The organism is Streptomyces sp. NBC_00237 (assembly GCF_026342435.1).
Classification (GTDB): Bacteria; Actinomycetota; Actinomycetes; order Streptomycetales; family Streptomycetaceae; genus Streptomyces.
The window spans coordinates 1-26,505 of the sequence record NZ_JAPEMT010000005.1 but is presented as its reverse complement, the minus strand read 5'-3'; the positions used below and the strand labels follow the sequence as shown (position 1 = coordinate 26,505).

Genomic DNA, 26,505 nt, shown 5'->3' with positions numbered 1-26,505 from the left:
AACGGCACCAGAACACCTCCGGGGAGCCGCTCCCGCCCACCCCACCCCATCTGACAGTTCGTCAGTATTGAATGTTCGAGGCCCTGCGGCTACGTTCCGCGACATCGAGCAGGATTCCCCGCGGAAGGGACGAACCCAATGGCCGAGGTCAGCGCAGAGGCACGCATCGAAGCAACTCCGGGCGCGCTCTGGTCCCGCCTGACGGACTTCACCGCGTACGACCGGTGGAACGCGATGCACACCAGTTTCCCGAACGGCGGCCCCGGCACCCTCGCGGTGGGGTCGACGTACCGGGAGAACATGAAGCTGATGGGCTTCCCCGCCGAAGTCGACTGGACCGTCGAGGAGTTGGTGGAGGACCGGCTCCTCGCCGTGCGCGGCAAGGGCCCGATGGGGGTGAGCCTGGCGATGCGCTACTCGCTGACACCTGCCGACTCGGGCGCCACCGTGGCCCGTATCGACGGTGAATTCACGGGCTCGGCCGTGTCGTTGATGGCGGGAAAGCTCAAGGACTCCGCGACGACGGCCCTCACCGAATCACTCCGCGGACTGGCGACGCCGACCGCCTGACGCCAGCCGCCTGACGCCGGGGGCCCGCGAAGGTCTATCCGAGCCGCCCCGCCAGCTTCCCGTGCATCGCCGCACTCGGCCCGTTGAGCCCCTTCAGCGTGACCGTCTTCCCGTACCGCTCGTACTTCGCCTCCACGGCGTCGAGCGCGGCGACCGTCGAGGCGTCCCAGATGTGCGCGCGGGACAGGTCGATCACCACGTCCGCGGGATCGTCCTTGTACGAGAACTGGAAGACGAGGTCGTTCGACGAGGCGAAGAACAACTCCCCGGTGACGGTGTACGTGACTCCCTCCCCCTCCACCACCCGTTCCACGTCCGCCAGGTGTGCCACCCGCTTCGCGAAGATCACCATCGCGCTGACGGAACCGACGACGACGCCGACCGCCAGGTTGTGGGTGGCCACCACGCACACGACGGTGATCAGCATGACGAGCGTCTCGCCGAGCGGCAGCCGACGCAGTGTCTTCGGCATCACGGAATGCCAGTCGAAGGTCGCCGCCGACACCAGAACCATGATCGCCACCAGCGCCGCCATCGGGATCTCCGAGACGACCGGCCCCAGCAGCAGACACAGGACCAGCAGGAACGCCCCCGCCAGGAAGGTCGACAGCCGGGTCCTCGCACCCGACACCTTCACGTTGATCATCGTCTGGCCGATCATCGCGCACCCGCCCATGCCGCCGAGCAGCCCCGTGACGATGTTCGCGATGCCCTGACCGATCGACTCACGGGTCTTGTTCGAGTGCGTGTCCGTGACGTCGTCCACCAGCTTCGCCGTCATCAGCGACTCCAGAAGCCCCACGAGCGCGAGCGCGAAGGCGTACGGAGCGATGGTGCTCAGCATGTCCGTCGTGAACGGCACGTCCGGCAGCCCCGGCACGGGGAGCGACGAGGGCAACGCGCCCCGGTCCCCCACGGTCGGCACGGCGATGCCCGCCCCGACCGTGATCAGCGTCAGAATCACGATGGACACCAGCGGTGCGGGCACGGCCTTCGTCACCTTGGGAACCAGCACGGTGAGCACCAGCCCGCCCACGACCAGCGGATACACCATCCAGGGCACCCCGGTCAGCTCGGGAAACTGCCCCATGAACACCAAGATGGCCAGCGCGTTGACGAATCCCACCATCACGCTGCGCGGCACGAACCGCATCAGCCGCGCGACTCCGAGCGCCCCCAGCGCCACCTGCATCAGCCCGCCCAGGATGACGGCCGCCACGAGGTACCCGAGCCCGTACTCCTTGTTCAACGGCGCCACCACCAGCGCGACGGCCCCCGTCGCCGCCGAGATCATCGCCTTGCGCCCGCCGACCACCGAGATCACCACGGCCATCGTCACGGCGGAGAAGAGCCCGACGCTCGGCGAGACCCCCGCGATCACCGAGAACGAGATCGCCTCCGGAATCAGCGCCAGCCCGACCACGAGTCCGCCGAGCACCTCGGTACGGAACACCTGCGGGGAGGCCAGCCAGTCTGGGCGGGAGGGGCGGAGCGTGAGCAGGGAGAACATGAAGCCGTTTCCGTAGGAATACCGCGCCCCTCGGGCACAAAGACCCCCACTCTAGTCGCCCCTTCAGGGGCGGGGCAGGGGGCTCAGCCCGCAGAAGGCGGGCGGGGGCCTGGGGGCGGAGCCCCCGGAACGCACCGCGACCACCCACCCATCCGCACCCCGCTCTCAGTAACACCACCACGTCCCACTCACCGGCTGGGGAATCCACCCGTAACTCCCCGAATCCCCAGGCCCCCGCCGAAACACCGCCGTCACCGCATCCGCCCGATAAGTCCTGATCCGCACAGGATTCCCCCGCTCATCCGCAGACTCCAGCACGATCTCCCCGGACGCGGTCCGCCCCGCCGCCCGCGCCTCGACCACATCGTCGACACCCTCCGCCAACTGCAACATAAATACCGCCACAACGCCTCCTCGACCCCAACAACGACCGAAGCACCCTAACCCCCCGAACTCACCACCCATGCCCCTCAATCACCCATACGAACCAACCCACTTGAGCCCCATCCCCAGTCCACCCGCCCTGGATTGGCCATGCCGACCCCCACACCCGCCTCCGTACGCTCCCCCCATGCAGATCCGCACAGTCGACGCCTTCACCTCCGTCCCCTTCCACGGCAACCCCGCCGCCATCCTGCTCCTGGAGGACGCCACCGCCTTCCCCGAGAACTCCTGGCTCCAGTACGTCGCCGCCGAGCTCAACCTCGCCGAGACCGCCTTCGCGCACCCCCTCCCGCCCACGGGGGGCAGCCCGCTCTGGGCCCTTCGTTGGTTCACCCCCACCGACGAGGTCACCATGTGCGGCCACGCCACCCTGGCCACCGCGCACGTCCTGCGCACCACGGGCCTCACGACCGGTCCCGTCGACTTCTCCACCCGCAGCGGCATCCTCACCGCCGCCCCGAACGCCGACGGCTCCCACACCCTGGACTTCCCGACCGCCCCGCTCCTGCCGACCGAGGCCCCCGACGGCCTGGCCGAAGCCCTCGGCACGGAACCCCTCACGGTCCTCTACACGGGCGACCAGGTCGGCGACCTCCTCGTCGAAATCACCAGCGAGAAGGAGATCCGCGACCTCGCCCCCGACCTGAAGGCCCTGGCCGCCCTCTCCCGCCGGGGTGTCATCGCCACCGCGCTCGCCGAGGACCCGGCGCGGGGGTACGACTTCGTCTCCCGCTGCTTCTTCCCCGCGTACGGCATCGACGAGGACCCGGTGACGGGCAGCGCCCACACGGCCCTCGCCCCGTTCTGGTCCGAGCGCCTCGGCCGCACCGAACTCACCGGCTTCCAGGGCGGCCGCCGTACCGGCCTCGTCCGTACGTCCCTGCAAGGCGACCGCACCCACCTCACGGGCCATGCGGTCACCGTCCTGGAGTCCGAACTGCTCGTCTCCCCCTGACCCGGCCATCCCCTCAGAGGGTGGGCAGCCAGCCCACCTTCCCGGCCAGCACCGCGTACCCCACGAACGCCCCGATGTCGAGCAGCGCGTGGGCCGCCACCAGCGGCCCCACCCGCCCCCACTTCCGGTACAGCAGGACGAAGACGACGCCCATCACGACGTTCCCGATGAAGCCGCCGATCCCCTGGTACAGGTGGTACGACCCACGCAGCACGGAGCTCGCGATCAGCGCCGCCATCGGCGTCCATCCCAACTGCCCCAGCCTGCGCAGCACGTACCCGACGACGATGACCTCCTCCAGAACGGAGTTCTGGATCGCCGACAGAACGAGCACGGGGTACTTCCACCACACCTCGGGCAGCGACTCAGGGACCACCGTGAGGTTGAACCCGGCCGCGTTCATCACGAGGTAGAAGGCGAGCCCGGCACTCCCGATTCCCGCCGCGACCAGCGTCCCGCGCCCCAGGTCCGACCACGGCTTCAACCGGTCGAACCCGATCTGGCGCAGCCCGCTCCCCTCCCTCAGCAGCAGGTACGCGACGAGCGCCACGGGCACCAGCGCCGTCGAGATCCCGAACAACTGCCACGTCAGATCCAGCCACGGCCTCCCGGGCGCAGCGGAAGAATTCAGGTTCGCCGCCTGATCCTTCAGCCCACCCGGCCGGGTCAACGCCCCGACGAACCGAATCAGCGCCGAAACCCCACTGGCCCCGAGCGACAGAGCCAGCACAATCACCAACTCGGTCCCCAACACCCGCCTGCTGAGGCCCACCTGCCCCTCCTGCACCGACCCCCCAGAAGCCACCTCAGCCATCCGCCCACATCCCCTTGCACTCAAACCTCTACATGTCACCCCCATCCTCTCCCGCCCCCCACCATGGGCAATCGCTCACACCCCCCACCCCCCATTTGGGCTCTGCTTCCGCCCAGCCCCCTTGGGCTTCGCTTCCGCCCAGCCCCCTTAGGCGCCGCTTCCGCCCAGCCCCCTTAGGCGCCGCTTCCGCCCAGCCCCCTTGGGCGCCGCCTCCGCCCAGCCTCCTTGGGCGCCGCTTCCGCCCAGCCTCCTTGGGCGGCGGGGCCGCCCCCCGGGGGCGGAACGGGCGGGCAAGGGGGCGGCCCCCTCGCTCCGGGCCCACCCCGGAGCGCCCCGCCCTACACCGGAGCACCCCCGCCCACCCCAGGCACCGCCCCACCCCCACCAAGGGAGCCCCGCCCACCCCTCAACCAGGCCCCGGAAACCCCACCGGCCACAAATGCACCGGCTCCCCACCCCACATCAACTCCCCATACCTCCGCGTCATCGCCGCCAGCGCCGCCTCCCTCCCCAACCCCGCCTCCACCGCCCGGTGATACGTATCCACCTGCCAGGAAGCCCCGTTCACCCTCCTCCGGCACCGCTCCTCGATCACCCCGAGATACCGGTCCCGGTCCGCCGCCTCCACCCCCCACGCGTCCAGCCCCGCCGAGGCAAGCGGCAACAGTTCCTCCCGCACCAACTTCACCGCCGACACCTTCTGAACACCCCCGCCCCGCCCGGCCCGCGGCCACACCATCTCCGCCTCGATCCCGTACCGGCACGCCGCGTCGAAGTTCGCCTCCGCGTCCTCGAACGCCATCCGCCGCCACACCGGCCGGGAATCCTCGGCGAGCGCCCGTACCAGCCCGTAGTAGAAGGCCGCATTGGCGATCACATCGGTCACCGTCGGCCCCGCGGGCAACACCCGGTTCTCCACCCGCAGGTGCGGCACCCCGTCCGCGATCCCGTACACCGGCCGGTTCCACCGGTACACGGTCCCGTTGTGCAGCACCATCTCCTTCAGCTGCGGCACCCCACCGTCGTCCAGCACCCGCAGCGGGTCCTCCTCATCACAGATCGGCAGCAACGCCGGGAAGTACCTCAGGTTCTCTTCAAACAACTCGTACGCCGACTCCACCCACCCCTCCCCGAACCAGGTACGCGGCCGCACCCCCTGCGCGATCAGCTCCGGCGGCCTGGTGTCGGTCGCCTGCGTGAACAGCGGCGGCCTCGACTCCCGCCACAGCTCCTGCCCGAACAGGAACGGGGCGTTGGCCCCCACCGCGATCTGCGCCCCGGCCACCGCCTGTGCCGCGTTCCACACGTCCGCGAACCGCCCCGGCGTTACCTGGAGATGCAACTGCACCGACGTACAGGCCGACTCGGGCACGATCGACTCCGACGTGCACGTCAACCGCTCCACGCCTTCGATGTCCAGCTGGAAGGCTTCGCCCCTGGCCGTCACGATCTGCTCGTTCAGCAGCTCGTACCTGTCCACGTCCGACAGGTTGGCATGCACCAGATCGTCCCGCCCCAACGTGGGCAGAATCCCGATCATCACGATCCCCGCATCGACCTCGGCGGCCTTGCGATGGGCATATCCGAGCCCCGTCCGCAGTTCCTCCGCCAATTGATCGAGAACCCTTCCGCCCAACCGGTGCGGAACGATATTGACCTCAAGGTTGAACATCCCGAGTTCCGTCTGGAAATCCCGGCTCGCAATGCGCTCCAGCACCTCGGCATTCATCATCTTCGGCAGTCCGTCGGGCCCCGCGAGATTCAGCTCGATCTCCAGCCCCATGAGATTCTTCGGCCGGTCGAACTGCTTCTCCTTCAGCAACCTCCCGAGCCCCTCCAGACACTGGTGGAGCTTGTGCCGGTACCTCTGCCGGTCCGACAGATCAAATCCGTCTGCCACGACCTTCTCACCCATCGGACCGTCCTTCCTCAGCCGGGGCAGCCCGCGGCACGACCGCTGCGACCTGTGGTTCACGGTCGATGATGCCCCGGCGGACTGATCCATAACGCCCCGCGCACGACCGGCGCACAGGAGGCTCGCCGTACATTCCTCGGGGCACATTCCGCAGGCATGACGCAGATCGCCGTTACCACCCTCACCACTGTGGTCCAAAACGCCGACGAGTTCAGGCCGACCGCACCCAGGGCGAAATACCTGCCCCGATCCGGCAGTCGCACCGAATACCAGCGCCTTTCCCTCCACCACACCTCCGTCCAAAAAGACTGGATACGGCCTTGCGTGCAATATCCACGACGACTAGCGGAAACTTCGTGTGAACACGTGTCGTATAAACTCCGCGAACGAGGCGGAGAGTTGACGCCGGGCTCTCGCCCAAGGCCCCCTCCGGCCCCGCACCGCTGACAGCGCCGTCCGCACCGCCCAGGCTCCACCGTGTCTCCCGAGCGAGAGGCGTCCCACCATGCCGCTGCACGTACCCCCGGCTCCCGCGCCCGCCCTGCGCAGCGTCCTCGCGGCACTCGGCTCCCCCACTGCCGTCCGCGAGGCCCGCACCCCGGCCCTGCGTGCCCTGAAGGGCCCGCACAAGCCCGAACTCCCGCTCCCCGTCCACGTATTGGACCAGCCCGCCCCCGGCGACGGCCCGTGCCGCACCCGGCTCACCGGCTGGCGGTTCCTCATCCGCAGCGGCGACCGCGCGGTGGCCGCCGCCGACACCGTGCTCACCCCCGACGGCTGGACCTTCTCGCACTTCCTCGAAGGCCCCTATCTGAGCTCCACCGAACGCGCGCTGCGCCAGGCCGAGTCGCTCGCCGCCGACTGCCAGCCGCGCCTGCTGTCCATCCCCGCCCTCTACATGCTGACCCTGTGGCTGCACGGCGACCCCACCGCCGACGCCTCGACCGGCGCCCCCGCCCCTTCCGACGTACTGATCCCCCTGGCGCCCGCACCACCCGGCATCTGCGCGCACCGCCCCTGCACGGTCGCCGACCTGATGCCCACCCTGGCCCTGCGTCTCGCTCCCGCACCGGCCCCGAAGGCGTCTCCGCTCCTGAGCCAGCCCGCCTGAGCCCTCCGCCCGCCTCCGTACTCTCTCCGTACGACGCCCCGCGCCCCCTGCCCGACGGCGCGGGGCGTCGCTGCGCCCGGATGCCCCATCCGGAGTAGCCCACCCGGGCCACCCCGAACCACCCGAAGAGAGGGGACAGTTGAGCTGAACCGTCCGCACGGGTGACGCGTCCTTGTTCAGTAGGAAGAGCTGCCGTGAAATCCCTGCGGATCGACGCCCGTAGGGCAACACTGGGACCGGACCAACTGATACGGGGGGCGGCCATGAATACCGATTCGAGCCGCAGGAACACCTTCTCGACCACCACGCAGCGAAAGAACCCATCCATGTGCCAGCACCAGCCACCCTGCCCGACCGCCGAATCCGCAGACCGGGAGGCCGCCCATCCGATGGCGCACCACCCGGAGCAGGGCTGGAGCCTGCTGTGCAACGGCGTCCTCCTCTTCGAGGACACCGGCGAACTCCTGCCGAACGGGCAGATCATCGCACCGCACCGCCCACTGGACGTGGCCACCGCTGCCTAGCCGACCGCACGACCTGACACAGTCGGCGTACGCCAGGAACAGGACGTACGACGAAGGGGCCGGCCCGGAGTTTCCACTCCGAACCGGCCCCCACTCATGTCAACTGCCGGGCTTCACCGCTCAGTTGTCGTACTCGTCCATCGGCGGGCACGAGCAGACCAGATTGCGGTCGCCGAACGCACCGTCGATCCGGCGCACCGGCGGCCAGTACTTGTCCGCCGCCGAAACCCCGGCCGGGAACACGGCCTCCTCGCGGCTGTACGGGTGCTCCCACGCACCGCCGAGCGCTGCCGCCGTGTGCGGGGCGTTGCAGAGCGGGTTGTCCTCGGCCGGCCACTCGCCCGCCGCGACCTTCTCGATCTCGCCCCGGATCGCGATCATCGTGTCGCAGAACCGGTCCAGCTCGTACAGGTTCTCGCTCTCCGTCGGCTCGATCATGAGCGTCCCGGCCACCGGGAACGACATGGTCGGCGCGTGGAAGCCGTAGTCGATGAGCCGCTTCGCGATGTCGTCGACACTGACACCCGTCGCCTTCGACAACGGACGCAGGTCCACGATGCACTCGTGCGCGACGAGACCGTTCGGTCCCGTGTACAGCACCGGGTAGTGCGGCTCCAGCCGCTTCGCGATGTAGTTCGCGGCCAGCACCGCCACCTGTGTGGCCCGCTTCAGGCCCTCACCGCCCATGAGCCGTACGTACGCCCACGAGATCGGCAGAATCCCGGCGGACCCCCACGGCGCGGCGGAGATCGGCCCGACGCCCGCCTCGGGCCCGGCGGACGGCTGGAGCGGGTGGTTGGGCAGGTACGGCGCGAGGTGCGCGCGCACACCGACCGGACCGACGCCGGGACCGCCGCCGCCGTGCGGGATGCAGAAGGTCTTGTGCAGGTTCAGGTGCGAGACGTCGCCGCCGAACTTGCCCGGCTTCGCCAGCCCCACCAGCGCGTTCAGGTTCGCCCCGTCGACGTACACCTGCCCGCCGGCCTCGTGCACGGTCGCGCAGATGTCCGCGACGTGCTCCTCGAAGACACCGTGCGTGGACGGGTACGTGATCATCAGCACCGACAGCTCGTCGCGGTACTGCTCGATCTTCGCCCGCAGGTCCTCGACGTCGACCTCGCCGTCGTCCGCGGTCTTCACGACCACGACCTTCATCCCGGCCATGACCGCGCTCGCCGCGTTGGTCCCGTGCGCCGACGACGGAATCAGACAGACGGTCCGCTGCTCGTCGCCGTTCGCCCGGTGGAACGCCCGCACCGCCAGCAGACCGGCCAGCTCACCCTGCGAACCGGCGTTGGGCTGGATCGACACCGCGTCGTACCCGGTGACCTCGGCGAGCCGCTCCTCCAGCTCACGGATGAGCGTCAGATAACCGGCGGCCTGGTCGACCGGCGCGAAGGGGTGGATCTGCCCGAACTCGGGCCAGGTCACCGGCTCCATCTCGGTCGTCGCGTTCAGCTTCATCGTGCACGAACCCAGCGGGATCATGCCCCGGTCCAGCGCGTAGTCCCGGTCGGCGAGCTTGCGCAGGTAGCGCAGCATCGCCGTCTCGGAGCGGTGCTGGTGGAAGACGGGGTGCGTAAGGTACGCGTCCGTGCGCAGCAGCCCCTCGGGCAGCGCCTCGCCGACGGTCCCGTCCAGCGCGACGATGTCGCCCTCGACCCCGAACGCGGCCCACACGGCGGCGACCTGAGCCCGCGCGGTGGTCTCGTCACACGCCACGGACACCAGGTCGCCGTCGACGCGGCGGAGGTTCACACCGTTCTCGCGCGCGGCGGCGACGACCTCGTCGGCCCTGCCCGGAACCCGTACGGTCAGCGTGTCGAAGTACGTGCCGTGCACGACCTCGACGCCACCGGCCGTCAGCCCCTCGGCCAGGATCGACGCGTAGCGGTGCGTACGCCGCGCGATCCCCTTCAGCCCCTCGGGCCCGTGGTAGACGGCGTACATCCCGGCCATGACGGCCAGCAGCACCTGCGCCGTACAGATGTTGCTCGTCGCCTTCTCACGACGGATGTGCTGCTCACGCGTCTGCAGCGCCAGCCGGTACGCCTTGTTCCCGTCCGCGTCCACCGACACGCCCACGAGGCGCCCCGGGAGGCTGCGCGCGAACTTGTCCCGCACGGCCATGAACCCGGCGTGCGGCCCGCCGAAGCCCATCGGAACGCCGAACCGCTGCGTCGTACCGACCGCGATGTCGGCCCCGAGCTCACCCGGCGACGTCAGCAGCGTCAACGCCAGCAGATCAGCGGCGACGGTGACGATCGCGCCCAGCTCGTGCGCGGCATCGATCACCGGCTTGATGTCCCGCACCACACCGGAAGCACCCGGGTACTGGAGCAGCACGCCGAACACACCGCGCTCGGCGATCTCTGCCGGAATGCCGTCACTCAGGTCGGCGACGACAACGTCCACGCCGGTCGGCTCGGCCCGTGTCTGGATCACGGCAACGGTCTGCGGAAGCGTTTCCGCATCGATCAGGAACACCCCGTTCTTCACCTTGCCCACCCGCCGCGCGAGCGACATGGCTTCGGCGGCGGCGGTGCCCTCGTCGAGCAGGGAAGCCCCCGACGTCGGCAGCCCGGTCAGCTCGGCCACCATCGTCTGGAAGTTGAGCAGCGCTTCGAGCCGCCCCTGCGAGATCTCCGGCTGGTACGGCGTGTACGCCGTGTACCAGGCCGGGTTCTCCATGACGTTGCGCAGGATGACCGGCGGAGTGAAGGTCCCGTAGTACCCCAGCCCGATCATCGGGGCCAGCACCTGGTTGCGGTCGGCGAGCGTACGGAGCTCAGCCAGCACCTCGGCCTCGGTGCGCGCGTCCGGGAGACCCAGCGCCTCGGCGTTCTTGATGGCGTCCGGCACCGCGGCGGCGGTCAGCTCGTCGAGCGACCCGTAGCCGACCTGCGCGAGCATCTTGGCCTGAGCTTCCCCATCAGGGCCGATGTGACGCTGCTCAAAGGGAATGCCACGCTCAAGCTCTACGAGCGGAATACGACGGTTGGCAGTCATCTGCGGAAGGCCTCCTGGTCCGACACGACCTGCGAGGGGCACCACGACACGGGTACCCGGACGGCCTCCCCCTCTGTCATCTCAACCTGAGAGCTTCACCGGAGCGCCACGAACAGCACTCCGACTTTCACCGTCGGTGAGGAAAGGTCACGCACCGGCCTGCGCCGATTCCGCCACCCGCCCTGCTTTCCAGAGTGACCTCGTCCGTGCGGTACAGGGGCCTGAGAGATTCCGGGGAGGAGTTGCTCCTTCGGCGCCTCCGACATCCACTCGGAGGACTCTCCCGCACAGGGTCAGCAGCCTCCGTCAGCCTACCAGCGCACTCTCCCACCCATCCCTCAAGTGGCCAGCCTCGCAATTCTGCTCTTTCGTAGTGCTTTACGGGGATTCACCCCGCAGTTGCGACCAGTTGGAGGGACCGTGCAGACCGACATCGATCCGCGCAGCCTGATCGGCCGCAAGGCTTTCGACCGCAACGGCACCAAGATCGGAACGGTGGACGAGGTCTACCTGGACGACGCCACCGGCGTCCCGGAATGGGCCGCCCTGCGCACGGGCCTCTTCTCCCGCGACGCCTTCGTCCCCCTCGAACCCAGCCGCCTGGAGGACGACACCCTCCGCATCCCCTTCGAGAAGGCCCTGATCCGCGACGCCCCCGACTTCGGCGTCGGCCGCCACCTCTCCCCCGAACAGGAACTCCAGCTCTACCACCACTACGGCCTCCACCTCCCCCGCTAGGGCACGCCCCGTGAGGGGCGCGGGGCTGTAACACTGTGCGGCTCCGCCGCGCGGGCGCGCCCAGCCCCCACGCACCCGCACATCTCCGGGACAGCCGCGCGGCCAGCGCTTGAGGTGAAGGGGCGGAACCGGGGCAGCCCGCCGGAGGCGCACCGAGGCACCGCTCACCCCACCCGCACCGCAGCACGAATCCACCCCGCCCCCCCCATCCCGCCGTGCAGAACGGAGCCCCCTGCGCGCAGGACAAGCCCCCTCAGCCCGACCGCAGGTCACCCACCACCCCGCCCCGCCCCACCAACGGCAACGGCTCCCCGACCTCCAACCCCGGATCATCCACCCGAAACGTCCGCACCCGCCCCGCCCCCACCGACCCCGGCTCCTCGAACCGCACCGTCACCCGCCCCACCCCACTCCCCTGCACCCACCCCGCCCCGTACTCCGCATGCCACACGTCGTGCCCGGCCAGCCACCGCCGCTCCCCGGCCGCCTCCTCAGGCACCTCCACCGGCTCCGGAGCCACCACCTCCACCTCGGCCTCACCGGCATCACCCGCCACCGAACCCCCTCCCTCAGCCCCAGCGGCCTCGGCGTCCCGCGCCGCCTGCGCGAAGAGATCCTCCTGCGTGAAGTCCGCGAGCCCCGTCACCCCCACCCCCAGCAACCGCACACCGCCCGTCGTGTCCACCCCCTCCAGCAGCCTTGCAGCCGCCTCCCGCACCACCCCCGGATCATCCGTCGGCCCCCGCAGGGTCTCCGACCGCGTCAGCGTCGAGAAATCGAACCTCCGCACCTTGAGCACCACGGTCCGCCCCGACCGCCCGGCCCCCCGCAGCCGCTCCACGCACCGGTCCGCCAGCCGCTCCACCTCCGACCGCACCCGCACCCGGTCGTGCAGGTCGACGTCGAAGGTGTCCTCGACCGACACGGACTTCGCGTCCCTCTCGGCCACCACGGGCCGGTCGTCGAGCCCCTGAGCCATCCGGTGCAGCGACGCCCCGTGCGCCTTCCCCAGCAGCCGTACGAGCTCGTCCTCGCCCGCCTCCGCCAGGTGCGCGACCGTCGTCATCCCGGCCCGCCGCAGATGGTCACCCGTAGCCGGACCCACCCCCGGCAGGATCCGCACCGGCATCGGCGCGAGCAGGTCCCGCTCGCTCCCCGGCACTATGAGACGCAGCCCGTCCGGCTTGGCCTCCTCGGACGCGATCTTCGCCAGCATCTTGGACCCCGCGAGCCCCACCGACCCGCTGAGCCCCGTCAGCTCCTTGATCTGCTCGCGCAGCCGCTCCCCGACCGCCCGCGCGGAAGCCTCGTCGTCCGCCACTCCCCCGGCCTCCAGATCCACGAACGCCTCATCGAGGCTGAGCGGCTCCACCAACGGCGACAGCCGCCCCAGCAGCTCCATCACCAGCTCGCTCACCGCCCGGTACAACGCGAACCGAGGCACCAGATACGCGGCATGGGGCGCCAGCCTCCGCGCCTGCGCCGTCGGCATCGCCGAATGCACGCCGAACCGCCTCGCCTCGTACGAAGCAGTGGCGACCACCCCGCGCGGCCCGAGCCCGCCCACCACGACCGGCTTTCCGCGCAGGCTGGGCTTCGCCGCCTGCTCCACAGCGGCGTAGAAGGCATCCATGTCGAGATGCAGAATGGTCGGCGCGGTCCTCACCCCACCGATGCTGCCCTACGCCACTGACAATCGGCCTGCACCCGGTACACGGCCCCGCCGGACCACACCCGCCCCCGGCTCCGCACCGGCCTCAGACGGCCCGGTTCCGCCGCCGCGCCAGCTCGTCCCCCGGGTTGTTCCCGACCAGGGTCTCGCCGGTGTCCACCCGCTCCCCGTGCAGCTGCGACAGCGCCGTCTCGACGTCCCGCCACACCACGCCCACGGCGATCCCGAAGATTCCCTGGCCCCCCTGCAACAGGCTGACGACCTCGTCCGGCGAGGTGCACTCGTAGACGGTCGCCCCGTCGCTCATCAGCGTCATCCGCTCCAGATCCTGAAAGCCCCGGGCCCTCAGGTGCTGCACGGCGGCCCGGATGTTCTGCAACGCGACCCCGGTGTCCAGGAACCGCTTGACGATCTTGAGTACGACGACATCGCGAAAGCTGTACAGCCGCTGCGTGCCCGACCCGTACGCGGGCCGCACACTCGGCTCCACGAGCCCGGTGCGCGCCCAGTAGTCCAGTTGCCGGTACGTGATCCCGGCCGCGGCACACGCGGTGGGCCCCCGGTATCCGACCGTCTCGACAGCGGGCTGGGCCGCCGCGCGGGGGTGCTGATTGTCTGTGGGGCTCGCTGTGGGGTCGGCCGAACTGCCGAGCGGATACGGCCCGCCCGTCGCCGTACCGTCGCCGCTGATTCTCACGCCGACCTCCGTCCTTGACCTGCCTTGTCGACGGTAGGCAGTCACCCGGGGTGCGTCAACGATCGCCACACTCGGCACGCCGAGTGATAATCACCCTGAGAGTGGTTTCCCGTATCTCTCCTCGGGGAAAGGCTACTCGAATGCGCAGAAGTCCCCGGGGACCCGAAGGCCCACCGGGGACGTGCGACTCACTGGATCACCGACCGCTGGATCACCGACCCACCGGCCGTTCACCGGATCACTGACTGTTGGTGCCGAAGTCCTCCGGCGAGATCTGGTCGAGGAACTCACGGAACTTCTCGACCTCGTCCTCCTGCTCGTCCGGAATCGCGATCCCGGCATCGTCCAGGACCCCGTCACTGCCGTAGATCGGCGTTCCGGTGCGCAGCGCGAGCGCTATCGCGTCGGACGGCCTGGCACTGACCTCGACACCGCTGGCGAAGACCAGCTCGGCGTAGAAGACCCCGTCCCGCAGATCGGTGATCCGCACCTCGGTGAGCTCCTGGCCGACCGCTTCGAGCACGTCCTTGAAGAGGTCGTGCGTCAGCGGCCTGGCGGGGGCCAGCCCCTGCTGGGCGAAGGCGATGGCAGTGGCCTCACCCGGTCCGATCCAAATGGGAAGGTACCGATCGCCTCCCACTTCACGCAGGAGCACGATCGGCTGGTTGTTGGGCATTTCCACCCTGACACCTACGACGTCGAGCTCATTCACACAGCAACCCTAGGACGTGCCCGACCGGTTTGGGTAGTCGGGCTCCTGTTCACTCCACCTGCGGCTCAGTTCGAGCCGGACCTCAGCGCGGTCTGTACCAGCGCCGCATGCAGTCGTACGGAGAGCCCCGCGAGCTCCCTCGTGGTCGCCTCGGCATGCGCCCTCGTCTGCGGATTGCGGTGTCGCCGCAACGGAGCGACGACATTGCCGATCAACCCGGCCTCCCGGTCCGCCGCGGCCTTCATGGCCCGCAGGTGTCTCGGTTCCAGACCGAAGCGCCCCAGGTCCGCGACGATTCTCGCCACCGTGACGGCCTCCGCGTCGTAACCGCCGTCGGGCAGTTCCGAGATGAGTCCGTACGCCTCCCACTCGCCGAGCTCGCTCTCCTCGACCTCAGCGGCCGCCAGCAGCTCGTCGCGCCCGAGCCGTGCCACGGTCACCCGCTCCGCGGCCACCTCCGGCGCCCCGTCGAGCAGCTCGCGCGGCCCGCCCGGGGACGGCAGCCGGACGTCCTCGCCGCGCTCCAGCGCGTCGAGGTGCTCCTTGATGACCTTGAGCGGGAGGTAGTGGTCGCGCTGCATCCGCAGCACCTGAGCGAGCCGCTCCACGTCCGCCGGACCGAACTTCCGGTACCCGGACGGCGTGCGCTGCGGCTCGACCAGCCCCTCCGCCTCCAGAAAGCGGATCTTGGAGATCGTTACTTCGGGAAATTCCTCGCGCAGCAGGCTGAGCACCGAACCGATGCTCATCAGCCTGCCGCCGGCGGAGGCGGCGCCGCGCACGGCACCGCCCGTCTGGATTCGCAGCATGGACCTTCCCTGAAGGGATCAGACGCCCAGCTGGCTCGCGTAGAAGACCAGCCGGTACTTACCGATCTGCACCTCGTCGCCGTTCGCCAGCGGAACCGCGTCGATGCGCTCCCGGTTGACGTACGTGCCGTTGAGGCTGCCGACGTCGGAGACGGTGAAACCACCGTCCCCGCCCCGGCGGAACTCGACGTGCCGCCTCGACACGGTCACGTCGTCGAGGAAGATGTCGCTCTGCGGGTGGCGGCCGGCCGTGGTCAGCTCACCGTCCAGCAGGAAGCGGCTACCCGAGTTCGGACCGCGCCGCACCACCAGCAGCGCCGCACCCAGCGGAAGCGCGTCGACCGCGGCCTGGGCCTCGGGCGACAGCGACGGAAGCTGGGTCTGACCGGTCTTCTCCGCCTCGTACGCCTCAAGGCCCGAGATGGAGATGGTCGACGTGGTCTCCGAAGGCCGCTCGGCGGCGGCTCCGGCCCGCAGCGGCGCACCGCAGTTGGAGCAGAAGCGGCTGTCCGCGGCATTCCGGTGACCGCACCTCGTACAAACAGGCAACGCCGACATGGACGGATCCTCCTGCCGCGGCTGCCCAGTGTGATGGGCGCTGGTTGCGTACGGGTCGGGAGTGAACCCTCCACCCGTACTTGAGGTTGATGGTTCTCCGGAACCTATGCGGCCGGGACCAGCCGGGTCAACAGACGGCGCGCCGTGGCCGCCGACCTCGTCACGGAAGAGCGGGCGGTCGCCGCCCTGCTCCTCCGTCTCACCGGGGCGCGGGGCACGGTGACGCGCAGTGTGGGAGCTGCTGTCGTCACGTGCACTCTTGCCGAACAATTTCGCAAACAACTTCACGGGCGATTCCCCTTGACCGAAACAGACCCGCCCGTGGGGCAGGACGAACCCTGCGTCAACAAACCTGCTGACTTGGACATCTTCACAACGTCCGTATCACTCGGACAGTTTCCACCACGCACCACGTCCTTGGTGCGTCGACCCCCCGCAACCTCATGCCCGTGTCCGACGACGCTCATTCGCCCCGGCTTCACTGGGATGACGACCGAGCGTAGTCAGGCCGCTTCGCCGGTCGCAAGGCATTCACGACGATCTTCTCAAGTCGCTTCACCACGGCGGTGGCCTGCTCCTTCTCCAGAGTCTGGACGACCCCGCCGGGGATGTTCAGCGCGGGCTCCAGATCCTGCGGCTTCCCGATCACCTTGAAGGTGTACGGAGCCGTGACCTTCTTCCCGTCGATCTGAATACTGCCTGCGTCCCCGGAGAAATACGTGTTGGCCACGACCCGTACGTCATTGATCTGCACTGCCTCCGCACCGGCCGCCCGCAACTCCTGGATGGTGTCGAGCAGCCGGTCCGGTTCGACCGTCTTGTGCGGGTCGCCGACGGTCAGCGTGATCCCGGGCCCCTGAGCGCCCACGGTCCCCGCCAGCACACCGAGCTGACGCTCCTTCTCCAGCGTCTGCTTGCGCGCCTCCTCCGCCTGGTCGGAACTGGTCTCCAGCTCCGTCTTCTGGGCGTCGAGCCGCTGCTTCTCGTCCTCAAGGCGCTGCGTACGGTCGTCCAGTTCGTCCAGGATGCGTACGAGGTCCTCCTGCCGCGCACCGCGCAGCGCCCCGTCCTCGCTGGTGGAGTTGACCTGGATGGCCAGTCCGAGCCCCAGCCCGAACAGCAGCAGCGCCACGATCAGCTGGGCCCGCGTCACCCTGGGCGGCCACAGCCCCGCGACCAATCGCTGACGTCCCGTCACTTCCCGGTGCTTGTGGTGCTCTTCGGCTACCTGAGGCTCTTCATCGCTCGCGCTGGTGCTCGCGCCGTCGCTCTCGTTGCTCACCGGCGTCACGCCCGGAAGATGTGCCGACGGATGGCGGCAGCGTTGGAGAAGATCCGGATGCCGAGGACGACCACCACACCGGTCGACAACTGTGCGCCGACGCCCAGCTTGTCGCCGAGGAAGACGATCAGGGCGGCGACCACCACGTTCGACAGGAAGGAGACCACGAAGACCTTGTCGACGAAGATTCCGTCGAGCATGGCCCTCAGCCCGCCGAAGACCGCGTCCAGCGCTGCGACCACGGCGATCGGCAGGTAGGGCTCGACCACCGCCGGCACTTCGGGCCGGACCAGCAATCCGACCACGACTCCCACGACGAGGCCCAGTACGGCGATCACGATGTGCCCTTCTCTGTCTTCTTCGGTTCGGCCACGCCTTTCCCGCCGCCGGCGGCCAGCGGCTGGGCGATGCGTACGATCAGGCTCGGCGCGGCCGGGAGCCGCACCTCCTCCTGGTCGGTGACGCTCGTACGAATGCCGTAGCTCTCCTGCAGCGCGTGCAGGTACTGCCCGTCGGCACTGTCGTTGAACGTCGTGTTGAGGTGCTTTCCCCCCACCGCCAGCACCGTGTACGGCGGCGCCAGGGGCCTGTTGTCGACCAGTATCGCGTCGCCCGCCGCCCGGATCGCCGACAGCATCGTCAGCCGCTGCCCGTTGATCGCGACGGCTTCCGCACCGGACTGCCAGAGCCCGTTGACGAACCGCTGCATGTCCCGGTCGCGCACCCGCCCGGTATCGGCGAAGCCACTGCTGCCACGCGGCCCGTCACTGCCCTCACCGGTCTCTTTCGCGTCGTCCACGACCAGTTTGACGCCCGGTCCTGACACCGGGGTTGCTCCGGAGAGCAGGGAAACCAGTTCGGCCTGGTCACCCCCGTGCTGCTCCAGCGCCTTCCGTTGACGCTCCCCCACGTCCACCCGCAGGGTTTCGACGTTCTTCTCCAGCTTGTCGGCCGCAGCGGTCTCGGACTGAATCCGGTCCACGAGCTTCTCGCGTTCCTTCGCGATGACGGGAGCCGCTATCCGCGCATTGGCCGCGCCGAGCGTCACGACGGCGGCAGCCAGTACCAGACAGGCCGCCAGACCGAGCTTCCTGCGCAGGGTGCGCGGCATCCCGGCGGTCCCGTCGGCCTTCTGACGGGCCGCCGCCTCGGCGTACCCGTCGTCGAGACTGTGCTCCATCACGTTCGTCAGCAGCGACATGGACGCATCGGGACGCCTCGGTGGAGAAGGGGTGCTCCGAACGGGGGGCTGCTGCGACATGCCGCACATCGTCGCATGTCGCAGCCCCTACCACCGAATGCCCCCACCGGCGCACCGGAAGGCGTCACGAACCGCCCTCCGGCACACCGGCCCTACGTCAGTGACCTGCGCTGTCGACGATCGCCGACCACTCGTCGAGGAGCGCCTGGGCGGAGTCGTCGTCCGGCCCCTCCGCCCACAAGTGGGTGACGGCCTCCGCCGGATCGGGCAGCACCATCACCCAGCGCCCGTCGGCCTCCACGACCCGCACACCGTCGGTGGTGTCCACCGACCGTTCCCCGGCCGCCTCGACGACCCGGCGCATCACGAGCCCCTTCACCGCCCACGGCGTGGCCAGATCACGCCGCAGCACATGTGCCCGGGGAATCCGCGCATCGATCTGACTCAACGTCAACTGCGTCCTCGCCACCAGCCCGATCAACCGCACGAAGGCAGCCGCCCCGTCGAAGACACTGCTGAACTCCGGCACGATGAACCCACCGCGCCCGTCTCCTCCGAAGATGGTCGCGTCCTCGCGCCCCACCCTGGTCAGGTCGTCGGGTGACGTCGTCGTCCACTCCACCTGCGTCCCGTGGTACGCCGCCACCTGCTCGGCCACCCTGGTGGTCGTCACCGGCAACGCCACCCGCCCGCTGCGCCGCTCGGCGGCCACCAGGTCCAGCATCACCAACAACGCCCGGTCGTCCTCGATGATCCGCCCGCGCTCGTCCACCAACGACAGCCGCTCGCCCACCGGGTCGAACCGCACCCCGAAGTCGGCCCGCGCGGAGGCGACGATCTCCCCGAGCCGCACGAGACCGGCCCGCCGCGAATCCGCGGTCTCCGTCGGCCGCGCCTCGTCAAGACCCGGATTGATCGTCAGCGAATCGACACCGAGCCGCCCCAGCAGGCTGGGCAGCACCAGCCCCGCACTGCCGTTGGACGCGTCGACGACGACCTTCAGCCCGGAATCCGCGATTCCCGTCGCGTCCAGATTCCGCAACAACGACCCGGTGTACGAGTCGAAGACGCTCGCCGGGAAGTGCAGATCGCCGATCTCCCCGGGGAACGCACGCCGGTACTCCTGCCGCGCGTATACCCGGTCCAGCTTCCGCTGCCCGCCCTGCGACAGGTCCGCACCGCGCTCGTCAAAGAACATGATGTCCACCGAGTCCGGCACCCCGGGCGTCGTACGGATCATGATCCCGCCGGCACTCCCCCGCGCCGTCTGCTGCCGCGCCACGGGCAACGGCACGTTCTCCAGGTCCCGTACGTCAATGGCACTCGCCTGAAGCGCGGAAATGACAGCCCGCTTCAGCGCCCGCGCACCCCGGGAGTGGTCGCGCGCGGTGGTGACCGTCGACCCCTTCTTCAGCGTCGTCGCGTACGCACCCGCCAGCCGCACCGCCAGCTCCGGCGTGATCTCCACGTTCAGGATCCCGGAGACCCCGCGCGCCCCGAAGAGGTGCGCCTGCCCACGGGACTCCCAGATCACCGACGTGTTGACGAAGGCCCCAGCCTCGATCGTCTTGAACGGGTAGACCCGCACATTGCCCTGAATGATCGATTCTTCACCGACGAGGCACTCATCTCCGATGACCGCTCCGTCCTCGATCCGGGCGGCCCGCATGACGTCGGTGTTCTTACCGATCACGCAGCCGCGAAGATTGCTGTGCTGCCCGATGTAGACGTTGTCGTGAACGACGGCCCTGTGCAGGAAGGCCCCGCTCTTCACCACCACGTTCGACCCCACCACGCTGTGCTCACGGATCTCCGCCCCGGCCTCGACCTTGGCGTAGTCCCCGATGTACAGCGGCCCCCGGAGCACGGCGTCCGCGTGCACCTCGGCGCCTTCCGCGACCCACACTCCGGGCGAGATCTCGAACCCGTCGAGCTCGACGTCGACCTTGCCCTCCAGCACGTCGGCCTGAGCCTTCACATAGCTCTCGTGGGTGCCGACGTCCTCCCAGTAGCCCTCGGCGACATAGCCGTAGATCGGCTTGCCTTCCTTCATCAGCTGCGGGAAGACATCCCCCGACCAGTCCACCGAGACATCCGCGTCGACGTAGTCGAAGACCTCGGGTTCCATCACGTAGATGCCCGTGTTCACGGTGTCCGAGAAGACCTGTCCCCAGGTCGGCTTCTCCAGGAACCGCTCGACCTTCCCCTCTTCGTCCACGATCGTGATGCCGAATTCCAACGGGTTCGGCACCCTGGTCAGGCACACCGTGACCAGTGCGCCCTTCTCCTTGTGGAAACGTATGAGGTCGGTCAGATCGAAGTCGGTGAGCGCGTCCCCGGAAATGACCAGAAAGGCGTCGTCCTTCAACGCCTCTTCGGCATTCTTCACGCTGCCCGCGGTGCCGAGTGGCTTCTCCTCATTGGCATAAGTGAGCTCCATTCCGAGCTCTTCCCCGTCGCCGAAGTAGTTCTTGACGAGCGAAGCCAGAAACTGCACGGTGACGACGGTCTCACTGAGCCCGTGCCGCTTGAGCAACCTCAGCACGTGCTCCATGATCGGCCGGTTGACCACCGGCAGAAGAGGCTTGGGCATGCTTGAGGTCATGGGGCGAAGGCGTGTGCCTTCACCGCCGGCCATCACGACGGCCTTCATGTCGGAAGATTCCTCCTTTGAAGAGAAAGATCCAGCCGACTGAGCCCGCCCGGAGCTCACCTTCACAGCCTCAGAGGTCTACGAGGGCCGGCGCCGCGCTGCGCCGCTTAGACAGGCTCAATCGGTCGCGGCGTCCGCCTTGACGAGCCGACGGACCTGGACCACGTAGAGAATCCCTGCCCACCAATACAAGGTTGTACCCCATCCGGCGAACGCCCATCCGAAAATAGCACCAAGTTCGCCGAGCCACCCGCCGCGATCGCTGAGCAGCAACAACGGGAAGGCATACATCAGATTGAACGTGGCTGCCTTGCCGAGGAAGTTCACCTGCGGTGGCGGATAGCCGTGTCGACGGAGGATACCCACCATCACGAGAAGCATGAGCTCGCGCGCCAAAAGGGCGCCGGTGACCCACCAGGGCAGGATCTCGCGCCAGGTCAGCCCGACGAGGGTCGACAGAATGTAGAGCCTGTCAGCCGCCGGGTCGAGCAACCGTCCCAGACTGCTGATCTGGTTCCACTTGCGCGCGAGCTTGCCGTCGAGGTAGTCGCTGATGCCACTGAGCATCAGCACCAACAAGGCCCACCAGTCGCTGTTGGGTCCACCGAACACCGGGCGGAGAATCAGCCACAGGAACAAGGGCACGCCGACGAGGCGAGCCATGCTCAGGATGTTGGGGATGGTGAGGACTCGGTCCGTCTGAACGCGAGTCTCCTGGACCTCCACCCGGGGGCCTCCTGCTGTGGGAACGTGCCAACGATTTTCCCCCTGACCTTACCCTCAGCCACGACCACTGGCCGCACAGGGGTACATCGTGCCCCCTTAAACGCAGAAAAGCCCCGCACCATTACTGGTGCGGGGCTTTCCCACAATGATTGTTCGGCGGCGTCCTACTCTCCCACAGGGTCCCCCCTGCAGTACCATCGGCGCTGAAAGGCTTAGCTTCCGGGTTCGGAATGTAACCGGGCGTTTCCCTAACGCTATGACCACCGAAACACTATGAAATTTGAACGCTGGTGTTTTCACAGCTGTTCGTTATTTCAGAACTAACACAGTGGACGCGAGCAACTGAGGACAAGCCCTCGGCCTATTAGTACCAGTCAGCTCCACCCGTTACCGGGCTTCCACATCTGGCCTATCAACCCAGTCGTCTACTGGGAGCCTTAACCCCTCAAAGGGGGTGGGAATACTCATCTCGAAGCAGGCTTCCCGCTTAGATGCTTTCAGCGGTTATCCTTTCCGAACGTAGCCAACCAGCCATGCCCTTGGCAGGACAACTGGCACACCAGAGGTTCGTCCGTCCCGGTCCTCTCGTACTAGGGACAGCCCTTCTCAATATTCCTACGCGCACAGAGGATAGGGACCGAACTGTCTCACGACGTTCTAAACCCAGCTCGCGTACCGCTTTAATGGGCGAACAGCCCAACCCTTGGGACCGACTCCAGCCCCAGGATGCGACGAGCCGACATCGAGGTGCCAAACCATCCCGTCGATATGGACTCTTGGGGAAGATCAGCCTGTTATCCCCGGGGTACCTTTTATCCGTTGAGCGACAGCGCTTCCACAAGCCACTGCCGGATCACTAGTCCCGACTTTCGTCCCTGCTCGACCCGTCGGTCTCACAGTCAAGCTCCCTTGTGCACTTACACTCAACACCTGATTGCCAACCAGGCTGAGGGAACCTTTGGGCGCCTCCGTTACTCTTTAGGAGGCAACCGCCCCAGTTAAACTACCCATCAGACACTGTCCCTGATCCGGATCACGGACCTAGGTTAGACATCCAGCACGACCAGAGTGGTATTTCAACGGCGACTCCACCATGACTGGCGTCACAGCTTCACAGTCTCCCACCTATCCTACACAAGCCGAACCGAACACCAATATCAAACTGTAGTAAAGGTCCCGGGGTCTTTCCGTCCTTCTGCGCGAAACGAGCATCTTTACTCGTAGTGCAATTTCACCGGGCCTATGGTTGAGACAGTCGAGAAGTCGTTACGCCATTCGTGCAGGTCGGAACTTACCCGACAAGGAATTTCGCTACCTTAGGATGGTTATAGTTACCACCGCCGTTTACTGGCGCTTAAGTTCTCAGCTTCGCAACCCCGAAAGATCACTAACCGGTCCCCTTAACGTTCCAGCACCGGGCAGGCGTCAGTCCGTATACATCGCCTTACGGCTTCGCACGGACCTGTGTTTTTAGTAAACAGTCGCTTCTCGCTGGTCTCTGCGGCCACCCCCAGCTCATGAAGTAAATTCAATCACCGGTGATGGCCCCCCTTCTCCCGAAGTTACGGGGGCATTTTGCCGAGTTCCTTAACCATAGTTCACCCGAACGCCTCGGTATTCTCTACCTGACCACCTGAGTCGGTTTAGGGTACGGGCCGCCATGAAACTCGCTAGAGGCTTTTCTCGACAGCATAGGATCATCCACTTCACCACAATCGGCTCGGCATCAGGTCTCAGGCTATATGTTGTCCGGATTTGCCTAGACAACGCCCTACACCCTTACCCCGGGAACTACCACCGCCCGGGTTGGACTACCTTCCTGCGTCACCCCATCGCTTACCTAGTACAGATCCGGGTCACCGGCTCCACCACTTTCCTTTCCCCGAAGGGTCCGGAACGGCTTCACGGGCTTAGCATCGTCTGATTCAGTATTGGGCGTTTCAAAGCGGGTACCGGAATATCAACCGGTTGTCCATCGACTACGCCTGTCGGCCTCGCCTTAGGTCCCGACTTACCCTGGGCAGATCAGCTTGACCCAGGAACCCTTAGTCAATCGGCGCACACGTTTCTCACGTGTGTATCGCTACTCATGCCTGCATTCTCACTCGTGAACCGTCCACAACTCGCTTCCGCGGCTGCTTCACCCGGCACACGACGCTCCCCTACCCATCCCAGCCCCCGTTGGGGGTATGTGCTGGAATGACACGACTTCGGCGGTACGCTTGAGCCCCGCTACATTGTCGGCGCGGAATCACTTGACCAGTGAGCTATTACGCACTCTTTCAAGGGTGGCTGCTTCTAAGCCAACCTCCTGGTTGTCTCTGCGACTCCACATCCTTTCCCACTTAGCGTACGCTTAGGGGCCTTAGTCGATGCTCTGGGCTGTTTCCCTCTCGACCATGGAGCTTATCCCCCACAGTCTCACTGCCGTGCTCTCACTTACCGGCATTCGGAGTTTGGCTAAGGTCAGTAACCCGGTAGGGCCCATCGCCTATCCAGTGCTCTACCTCCGGCAAGAAACACACGACGCTGCACCTAAATGCATTTCGGGGAGAACCAGCTATCACGGAGTTTGATTGGCCTTTCACCCCTAACCACAGGTCATCCCCCAGGTTTTCAACCCTGGTGGGTTCGGTCCTCCACGAAGTCTTACCTCCGCTTCAACCTGCCCATGGCTAGATCACTCCGCTTCGGGTCTAGAGCGTGCAACTCAATCGCCCTATTCGGACTCGCTTTCGCTACGGCTTCCCCACACGGGTTAACCTCGCTACACACCGCTAACTCGCAGGCTCATTCTTCAAAAGGCACGCAGTCACGACTGCCATTCCGAAGAATGACAGCGACGCTCCCACGGCTTGTAGGCACACGGTTTCAGGTACTATTTCACTCCGCTCCCGCGGTACTTTTCACCATTCCCTCACGGTACTATCCGCTATCGGTCATCAGGGAATATTTAGGCTTAACGGGTGGTCCCGCCAGATTCACACGGGATTTCTCGGGCCCCGTGCTACTTGGGTGTCTCTCAAACGAGCCGTTGATGTTTCAGCTACGGGGGTCTTACCCTCTACGCCGGACCTTTCGCATGTCCTTCGCCTACACCAACGGTTTCTGACTCGTCTCACGTCCGGCAGAACGTGAAAGAGAGATCCCACAACCCCGCATGCGCAACCCCTGCCGGGTATCACACGCATACGGTTTGGCCTCATCCGGTTTCGCTCGCCACTACTCCCGGAATCACGGTTGTTTTCTCTTCCTGCGGGTACTGAGATGTTTCACTTCCCCGCGTTCCCTCCACATACCCTATGTGTTCAGGTATGGGTGACAGCCCATGACGACTGCCGGGTTTCCCCATTCGGACACCCCCGGATCAAAGCTCGGTTGACAGCTCCCCGGGGCCTATCGTGGCCTCCCACGTCCTTCATCGGTTCCTGATGCCAAGGCATCCACCGTGTGCCCTTAAAAACTTGGCCACAGATGCTCGCGTCCACTGTGCAGTTCTCAAACAACGACCAGCCACCCATCACCCCGCTCCGAAGAACGAGTGCACTGGGACCGGCACTGAAGTACAGCCTCACGGCCGTGCCTTCAGACACCCAACAGCGTGCCCGACCCGATTCCATGAGATGCACGTTCCACGCCGAAGCAGTACTTGTGTCCCTCACCGAACCGTGCCGAATAGTCAACGTTCCACCCATGAGCAACCACCGCCGGACATTTGCCGACGAAATGGTCTCTGGACACCAGTGGTGTCTAGATGCTCCTTAGAAAGGAGGTGATCCAGCCGCACCTTCCGGTACGGCTACCTTGTTACGACTTCGTCCCAATCGCCAGTCCCACCTTCGACAGCTCCCTCCCACAAGGGGTTGGGCCACCGGCTTCGGGTGTTACCGACTTTCGTGACGTGACGGGCGGTGTGTACAAGGCCCGGGAACGTATTCACCGCAGCAATGCTGATCTGCGATTACTAGCAACTCCGACTTCATGGGGTCGAGTTGCAGACCCCAATCCGAACTGAGACCGGCTTTTTGAGATTCGCTCCGCCTCACGACATCGCAGCTCATTGTACCGGCCATTGTAGCACGTGTGCAGCCCAAGACATAAGGGGCATGATGACTTGACGTCGTCCCCACCTTCCTCCGAGTTGACCCCGGCAGTCTCCTGTGAGTCCCCACCACCCCGAAGGGCGTGCTGGCAACACAGAACAAGGGTTGCGCTCGTTGCGGGACTTAACCCAACATCTCACGACACGAGCTGACGACAGCCATGCACCACCTGTATACCGACCACAAGGGGGGCACCATCTCTGATGCTTTCCGGTATATGTCAAGCCTTGGTAAGGTTCTTCGCGTTGCGTCGAATTAAGCCACATGCTCCGCTGCTTGTGCGGGCCCCCGTCAATTCCTTTGAGTTTTAGCCTTGCGGCCGTACTCCCCAGGCGGGGAACTTAATGCGTTAGCTGCGGCACCGACGACGTGGAATGTCGCCAACACCTAGTTCCCAACGTTTACGGCGTGGACTACCAGGGTATCTAATCCTGTTCGCTCCCCACGCTTTCGCTCCTCAGCGTCAGTAATGGCCCAGAGATCCGCCTTCGCCACCGGTGTT

Annotated in this window: 19 protein-coding genes, 3 rRNA genes and 1 riboswitch; of the genes, 5 read left to right on the top strand and 17 right to left on the bottom strand. The window is 66.9% G+C overall.

What is annotated here, in order from left to right; genetic code table 11:
• Nucleotides 1-138 precede the first annotated feature (138 nt).
• The gene (locus tag OG897_RS35985; protein WP_266663803.1) at nt 139-570 is read left to right on the top strand and encodes an SRPBCC family protein; all 432 of its coding nucleotides are present in this window, start codon (nt 139-141) and stop codon (nt 568-570) included.
• A 34-nt stretch (nt 571-604) separates the two neighbouring features.
• On the opposite strand, the gene OG897_RS35980 is transcribed toward OG897_RS35985, so the two are convergent.
• Nucleotides 605-2,080 carry a SulP family inorganic anion transporter gene (locus OG897_RS35980; protein WP_266663800.1) on the bottom strand — a complete coding sequence of 492 codons (1,476 nt, stop codon included), beginning with the start codon at nt 2,078-2,080 and terminating at the stop codon, nt 605-607.
• Nucleotides 2,081-2,651: 571 nt separating this feature from the next.
• On the opposite strand from OG897_RS35980, the gene OG897_RS35975 reads away from it, so the two are divergent.
• Nucleotides 2,652-3,479 carry a PhzF family phenazine biosynthesis protein gene (locus OG897_RS35975; RefSeq protein ID WP_266663798.1) on the top strand — a complete coding sequence of 276 codons (828 nt, stop codon included), beginning with the start codon at nt 2,652-2,654 and terminating at the stop codon, nt 3,477-3,479.
• 13 nt (nt 3,480-3,492) lie between these two features.
• On the opposite strand, the gene OG897_RS35970 is transcribed toward OG897_RS35975, so the two are convergent.
• A complete protein-coding gene (locus tag OG897_RS35970; protein ID WP_266663796.1) occupies nt 3,493-4,293 on the bottom strand; it encodes a CPBP family intramembrane glutamic endopeptidase in 801 nt (266 codons plus the stop codon).
• Nucleotides 4,294-4,699: 406 nt separating this feature from the next.
• A complete protein-coding gene (locus tag OG897_RS35965; RefSeq protein ID WP_266663794.1) occupies nt 4,700-6,208 on the bottom strand; it encodes a glutamate--cysteine ligase in 1,509 nt (502 codons plus the stop codon).
• Between the two features lie 505 nt (nt 6,209-6,713).
• Here OG897_RS35965 and OG897_RS35960 point away from each other — a divergent pair.
• Both OG897_RS35960 and OG897_RS35955 read left to right on the top strand, forming a co-directional pair.
• Nucleotides 6,714-7,319: a hypothetical protein gene (locus OG897_RS35960; RefSeq protein WP_266663793.1), complete on the top strand. Its 606-nt coding sequence runs from the start codon at nt 6,714-6,716 to the stop codon at nt 7,317-7,319.
• A 326-nt stretch (nt 7,320-7,645) separates the two neighbouring features.
• The gene (locus OG897_RS35955) at nt 7,646-7,843 is read left to right on the top strand and encodes a DUF5999 family protein (protein WP_308436993.1); all 198 of its coding nucleotides are present in this window, start codon (nt 7,646-7,648) and stop codon (nt 7,841-7,843) included.
• 120 nt (nt 7,844-7,963) lie between these two features.
• Here OG897_RS35955 and gcvP read toward each other — a convergent pair whose 3' ends face one another.
• A complete protein-coding gene (gene gcvP / locus OG897_RS35950; RefSeq protein ID WP_266663792.1) occupies nt 7,964-10,852 on the bottom strand; it encodes an aminomethyl-transferring glycine dehydrogenase in 2,889 nt (962 codons plus the stop codon).
• A 199-nt stretch (nt 10,853-11,051) separates the two neighbouring features.
• Nucleotides 11,052-11,148: riboswitch (glycine riboswitch) on the bottom strand.
• A 124-nt stretch (nt 11,149-11,272) separates the two neighbouring features.
• Here gcvP and OG897_RS35945 point away from each other — a divergent pair.
• Nucleotides 11,273-11,590 carry a PRC-barrel domain-containing protein gene (locus OG897_RS35945; protein ID WP_266663791.1) on the top strand — a complete coding sequence of 106 codons (318 nt, stop codon included), beginning with the start codon at nt 11,273-11,275 and terminating at the stop codon, nt 11,588-11,590.
• Between the two features lie 253 nt (nt 11,591-11,843).
• Here OG897_RS35945 and OG897_RS35940 read toward each other — a convergent pair whose 3' ends face one another.
• The 13 genes from OG897_RS35940 to OG897_RS35875 all read right to left on the bottom strand — a co-directional run.
• Entirely contained in the window at nt 11,844-13,256 is a 1,413-nt protein-coding gene (locus OG897_RS35940; RefSeq protein WP_266663790.1) for a DNA polymerase IV, read from the bottom strand.
• A gap of 91 nt (nt 13,257-13,347) precedes the next feature.
• Entirely contained in the window at nt 13,348-13,959 is a 612-nt protein-coding gene (locus tag OG897_RS35935; protein ID WP_266663788.1) for a MerR family transcriptional regulator, read from the bottom strand.
• Nucleotides 13,960-14,197: 238 nt separating this feature from the next.
• Entirely contained in the window at nt 14,198-14,671 is a 474-nt protein-coding gene (locus OG897_RS35930) for a bifunctional nuclease family protein (RefSeq protein WP_185033262.1), read from the bottom strand.
• Nucleotides 14,672-14,736: 65 nt separating this feature from the next.
• Nucleotides 14,737-15,480 carry a MerR family transcriptional regulator gene (locus OG897_RS35925; RefSeq protein ID WP_266663786.1) on the bottom strand — a complete coding sequence of 248 codons (744 nt, stop codon included), beginning with the start codon at nt 15,478-15,480 and terminating at the stop codon, nt 14,737-14,739.
• An 18-nt stretch (nt 15,481-15,498) separates the two neighbouring features.
• Nucleotides 15,499-16,038 carry an FHA domain-containing protein gene (locus tag OG897_RS40930; protein WP_323188152.1) on the bottom strand — a complete coding sequence of 180 codons (540 nt, stop codon included), beginning with the start codon at nt 16,036-16,038 and terminating at the stop codon, nt 15,499-15,501.
• 478 nt (nt 16,039-16,516) lie between these two features.
• Complete coding sequence (locus tag OG897_RS35910; RefSeq protein WP_266663785.1) at nt 16,517-17,329, bottom strand: DUF881 domain-containing protein; 813 nt, start codon at nt 17,327-17,329, stop codon at nt 16,517-16,519.
• Nucleotides 17,326-17,658, bottom strand: a complete 333-nt coding sequence (locus OG897_RS35905) for a small basic family protein (protein ID WP_040019805.1) — start codon at nt 17,656-17,658, stop codon at nt 17,326-17,328. The genes OG897_RS35910 and OG897_RS35905 overlap by 4 nt, the downstream gene beginning before the upstream one ends.
• Nucleotides 17,655-18,590 carry a DUF881 domain-containing protein gene (locus OG897_RS35900; RefSeq protein ID WP_266663782.1) on the bottom strand — a complete coding sequence of 312 codons (936 nt, stop codon included), beginning with the start codon at nt 18,588-18,590 and terminating at the stop codon, nt 17,655-17,657. Before OG897_RS35900 ends, OG897_RS35905 begins: the two co-directional genes overlap by 4 nt.
• A gap of 88 nt (nt 18,591-18,678) precedes the next feature.
• Nucleotides 18,679-21,174 carry a mannose-1-phosphate guanyltransferase gene (locus OG897_RS35895; RefSeq protein ID WP_266663780.1) on the bottom strand — a complete coding sequence of 832 codons (2,496 nt, stop codon included), beginning with the start codon at nt 21,172-21,174 and terminating at the stop codon, nt 18,679-18,681.
• A gap of 117 nt (nt 21,175-21,291) precedes the next feature.
• On the bottom strand, nt 21,292-21,900 hold the full coding sequence (locus tag OG897_RS35890; RefSeq protein WP_266663778.1) for a CDP-alcohol phosphatidyltransferase family protein: 609 nt from the start codon (nt 21,898-21,900) through the stop codon (nt 21,292-21,294).
• A gap of 151 nt (nt 21,901-22,051) precedes the next feature.
• A 5S ribosomal RNA gene (gene rrf, locus OG897_RS35885) occupies nt 22,052-22,168 on the bottom strand.
• Nucleotides 22,169-22,244: 76 nt separating this feature from the next.
• Nucleotides 22,245-25,370 (bottom strand): 23S ribosomal RNA (locus tag OG897_RS35880).
• 295 nt (nt 25,371-25,665) lie between these two features.
• Nucleotides 25,666-26,505, bottom strand: a 16S ribosomal RNA gene (locus OG897_RS35875); the annotation flags it as partial.

What these genes read in the sequence shown, in the direction of transcription:
- OG897_RS35985 (WP_266663803.1), top strand. Translation starts at nt 139, where the DNA reads ATGGCCGAGGTCAGCGCAGAGGCACGCATCGAAGCAACTCCGGGCGCG.
- OG897_RS35980 (WP_266663800.1), bottom strand. Translation starts at nt 2,080, where the DNA reads ATGTTCTCCCTGCTCACGCTCCGCCCCTCCCGCCCAGACTGGCTGGCC.
- OG897_RS35975 (WP_266663798.1), top strand. Translation starts at nt 2,652, where the DNA reads ATGCAGATCCGCACAGTCGACGCCTTCACCTCCGTCCCCTTCCACGGC.
- OG897_RS35970 (WP_266663796.1), bottom strand. Translation starts at nt 4,293, where the DNA reads ATGGCTGAGGTGGCTTCTGGGGGGTCGGTGCAGGAGGGGCAGGTGGGC.
- OG897_RS35965 (WP_266663794.1), bottom strand. Translation starts at nt 6,208, where the DNA reads ATGGGTGAGAAGGTCGTGGCAGACGGATTTGATCTGTCGGACCGGCAG.
- OG897_RS35960 (WP_266663793.1), top strand. Translation starts at nt 6,714, where the DNA reads ATGCCGCTGCACGTACCCCCGGCTCCCGCGCCCGCCCTGCGCAGCGTC.
- OG897_RS35955 (WP_308436993.1), top strand. Translation starts at nt 7,646, where the DNA reads ATGTGCCAGCACCAGCCACCCTGCCCGACCGCCGAATCCGCAGACCGG.
- gcvP (WP_266663792.1), bottom strand. Translation starts at nt 10,852, where the DNA reads ATGACTGCCAACCGTCGTATTCCGCTCGTAGAGCTTGAGCGTGGCATT.
- OG897_RS35925 (WP_266663786.1), bottom strand. Translation starts at nt 15,480, where the DNA reads ATGCTGCGAATCCAGACGGGCGGTGCCGTGCGCGGCGCCGCCTCCGCC.
- OG897_RS40930 (WP_323188152.1), bottom strand. Translation starts at nt 16,038, where the DNA reads ATGTCGGCGTTGCCTGTTTGTACGAGGTGCGGTCACCGGAATGCCGCG.
- OG897_RS35900 (WP_266663782.1), bottom strand. Translation starts at nt 18,590, where the DNA reads ATGTGCGGCATGTCGCAGCAGCCCCCCGTTCGGAGCACCCCTTCTCCA.
- OG897_RS35895 (WP_266663780.1), bottom strand. Translation starts at nt 21,174, where the DNA reads ATGAAGGCCGTCGTGATGGCCGGCGGTGAAGGCACACGCCTTCGCCCC.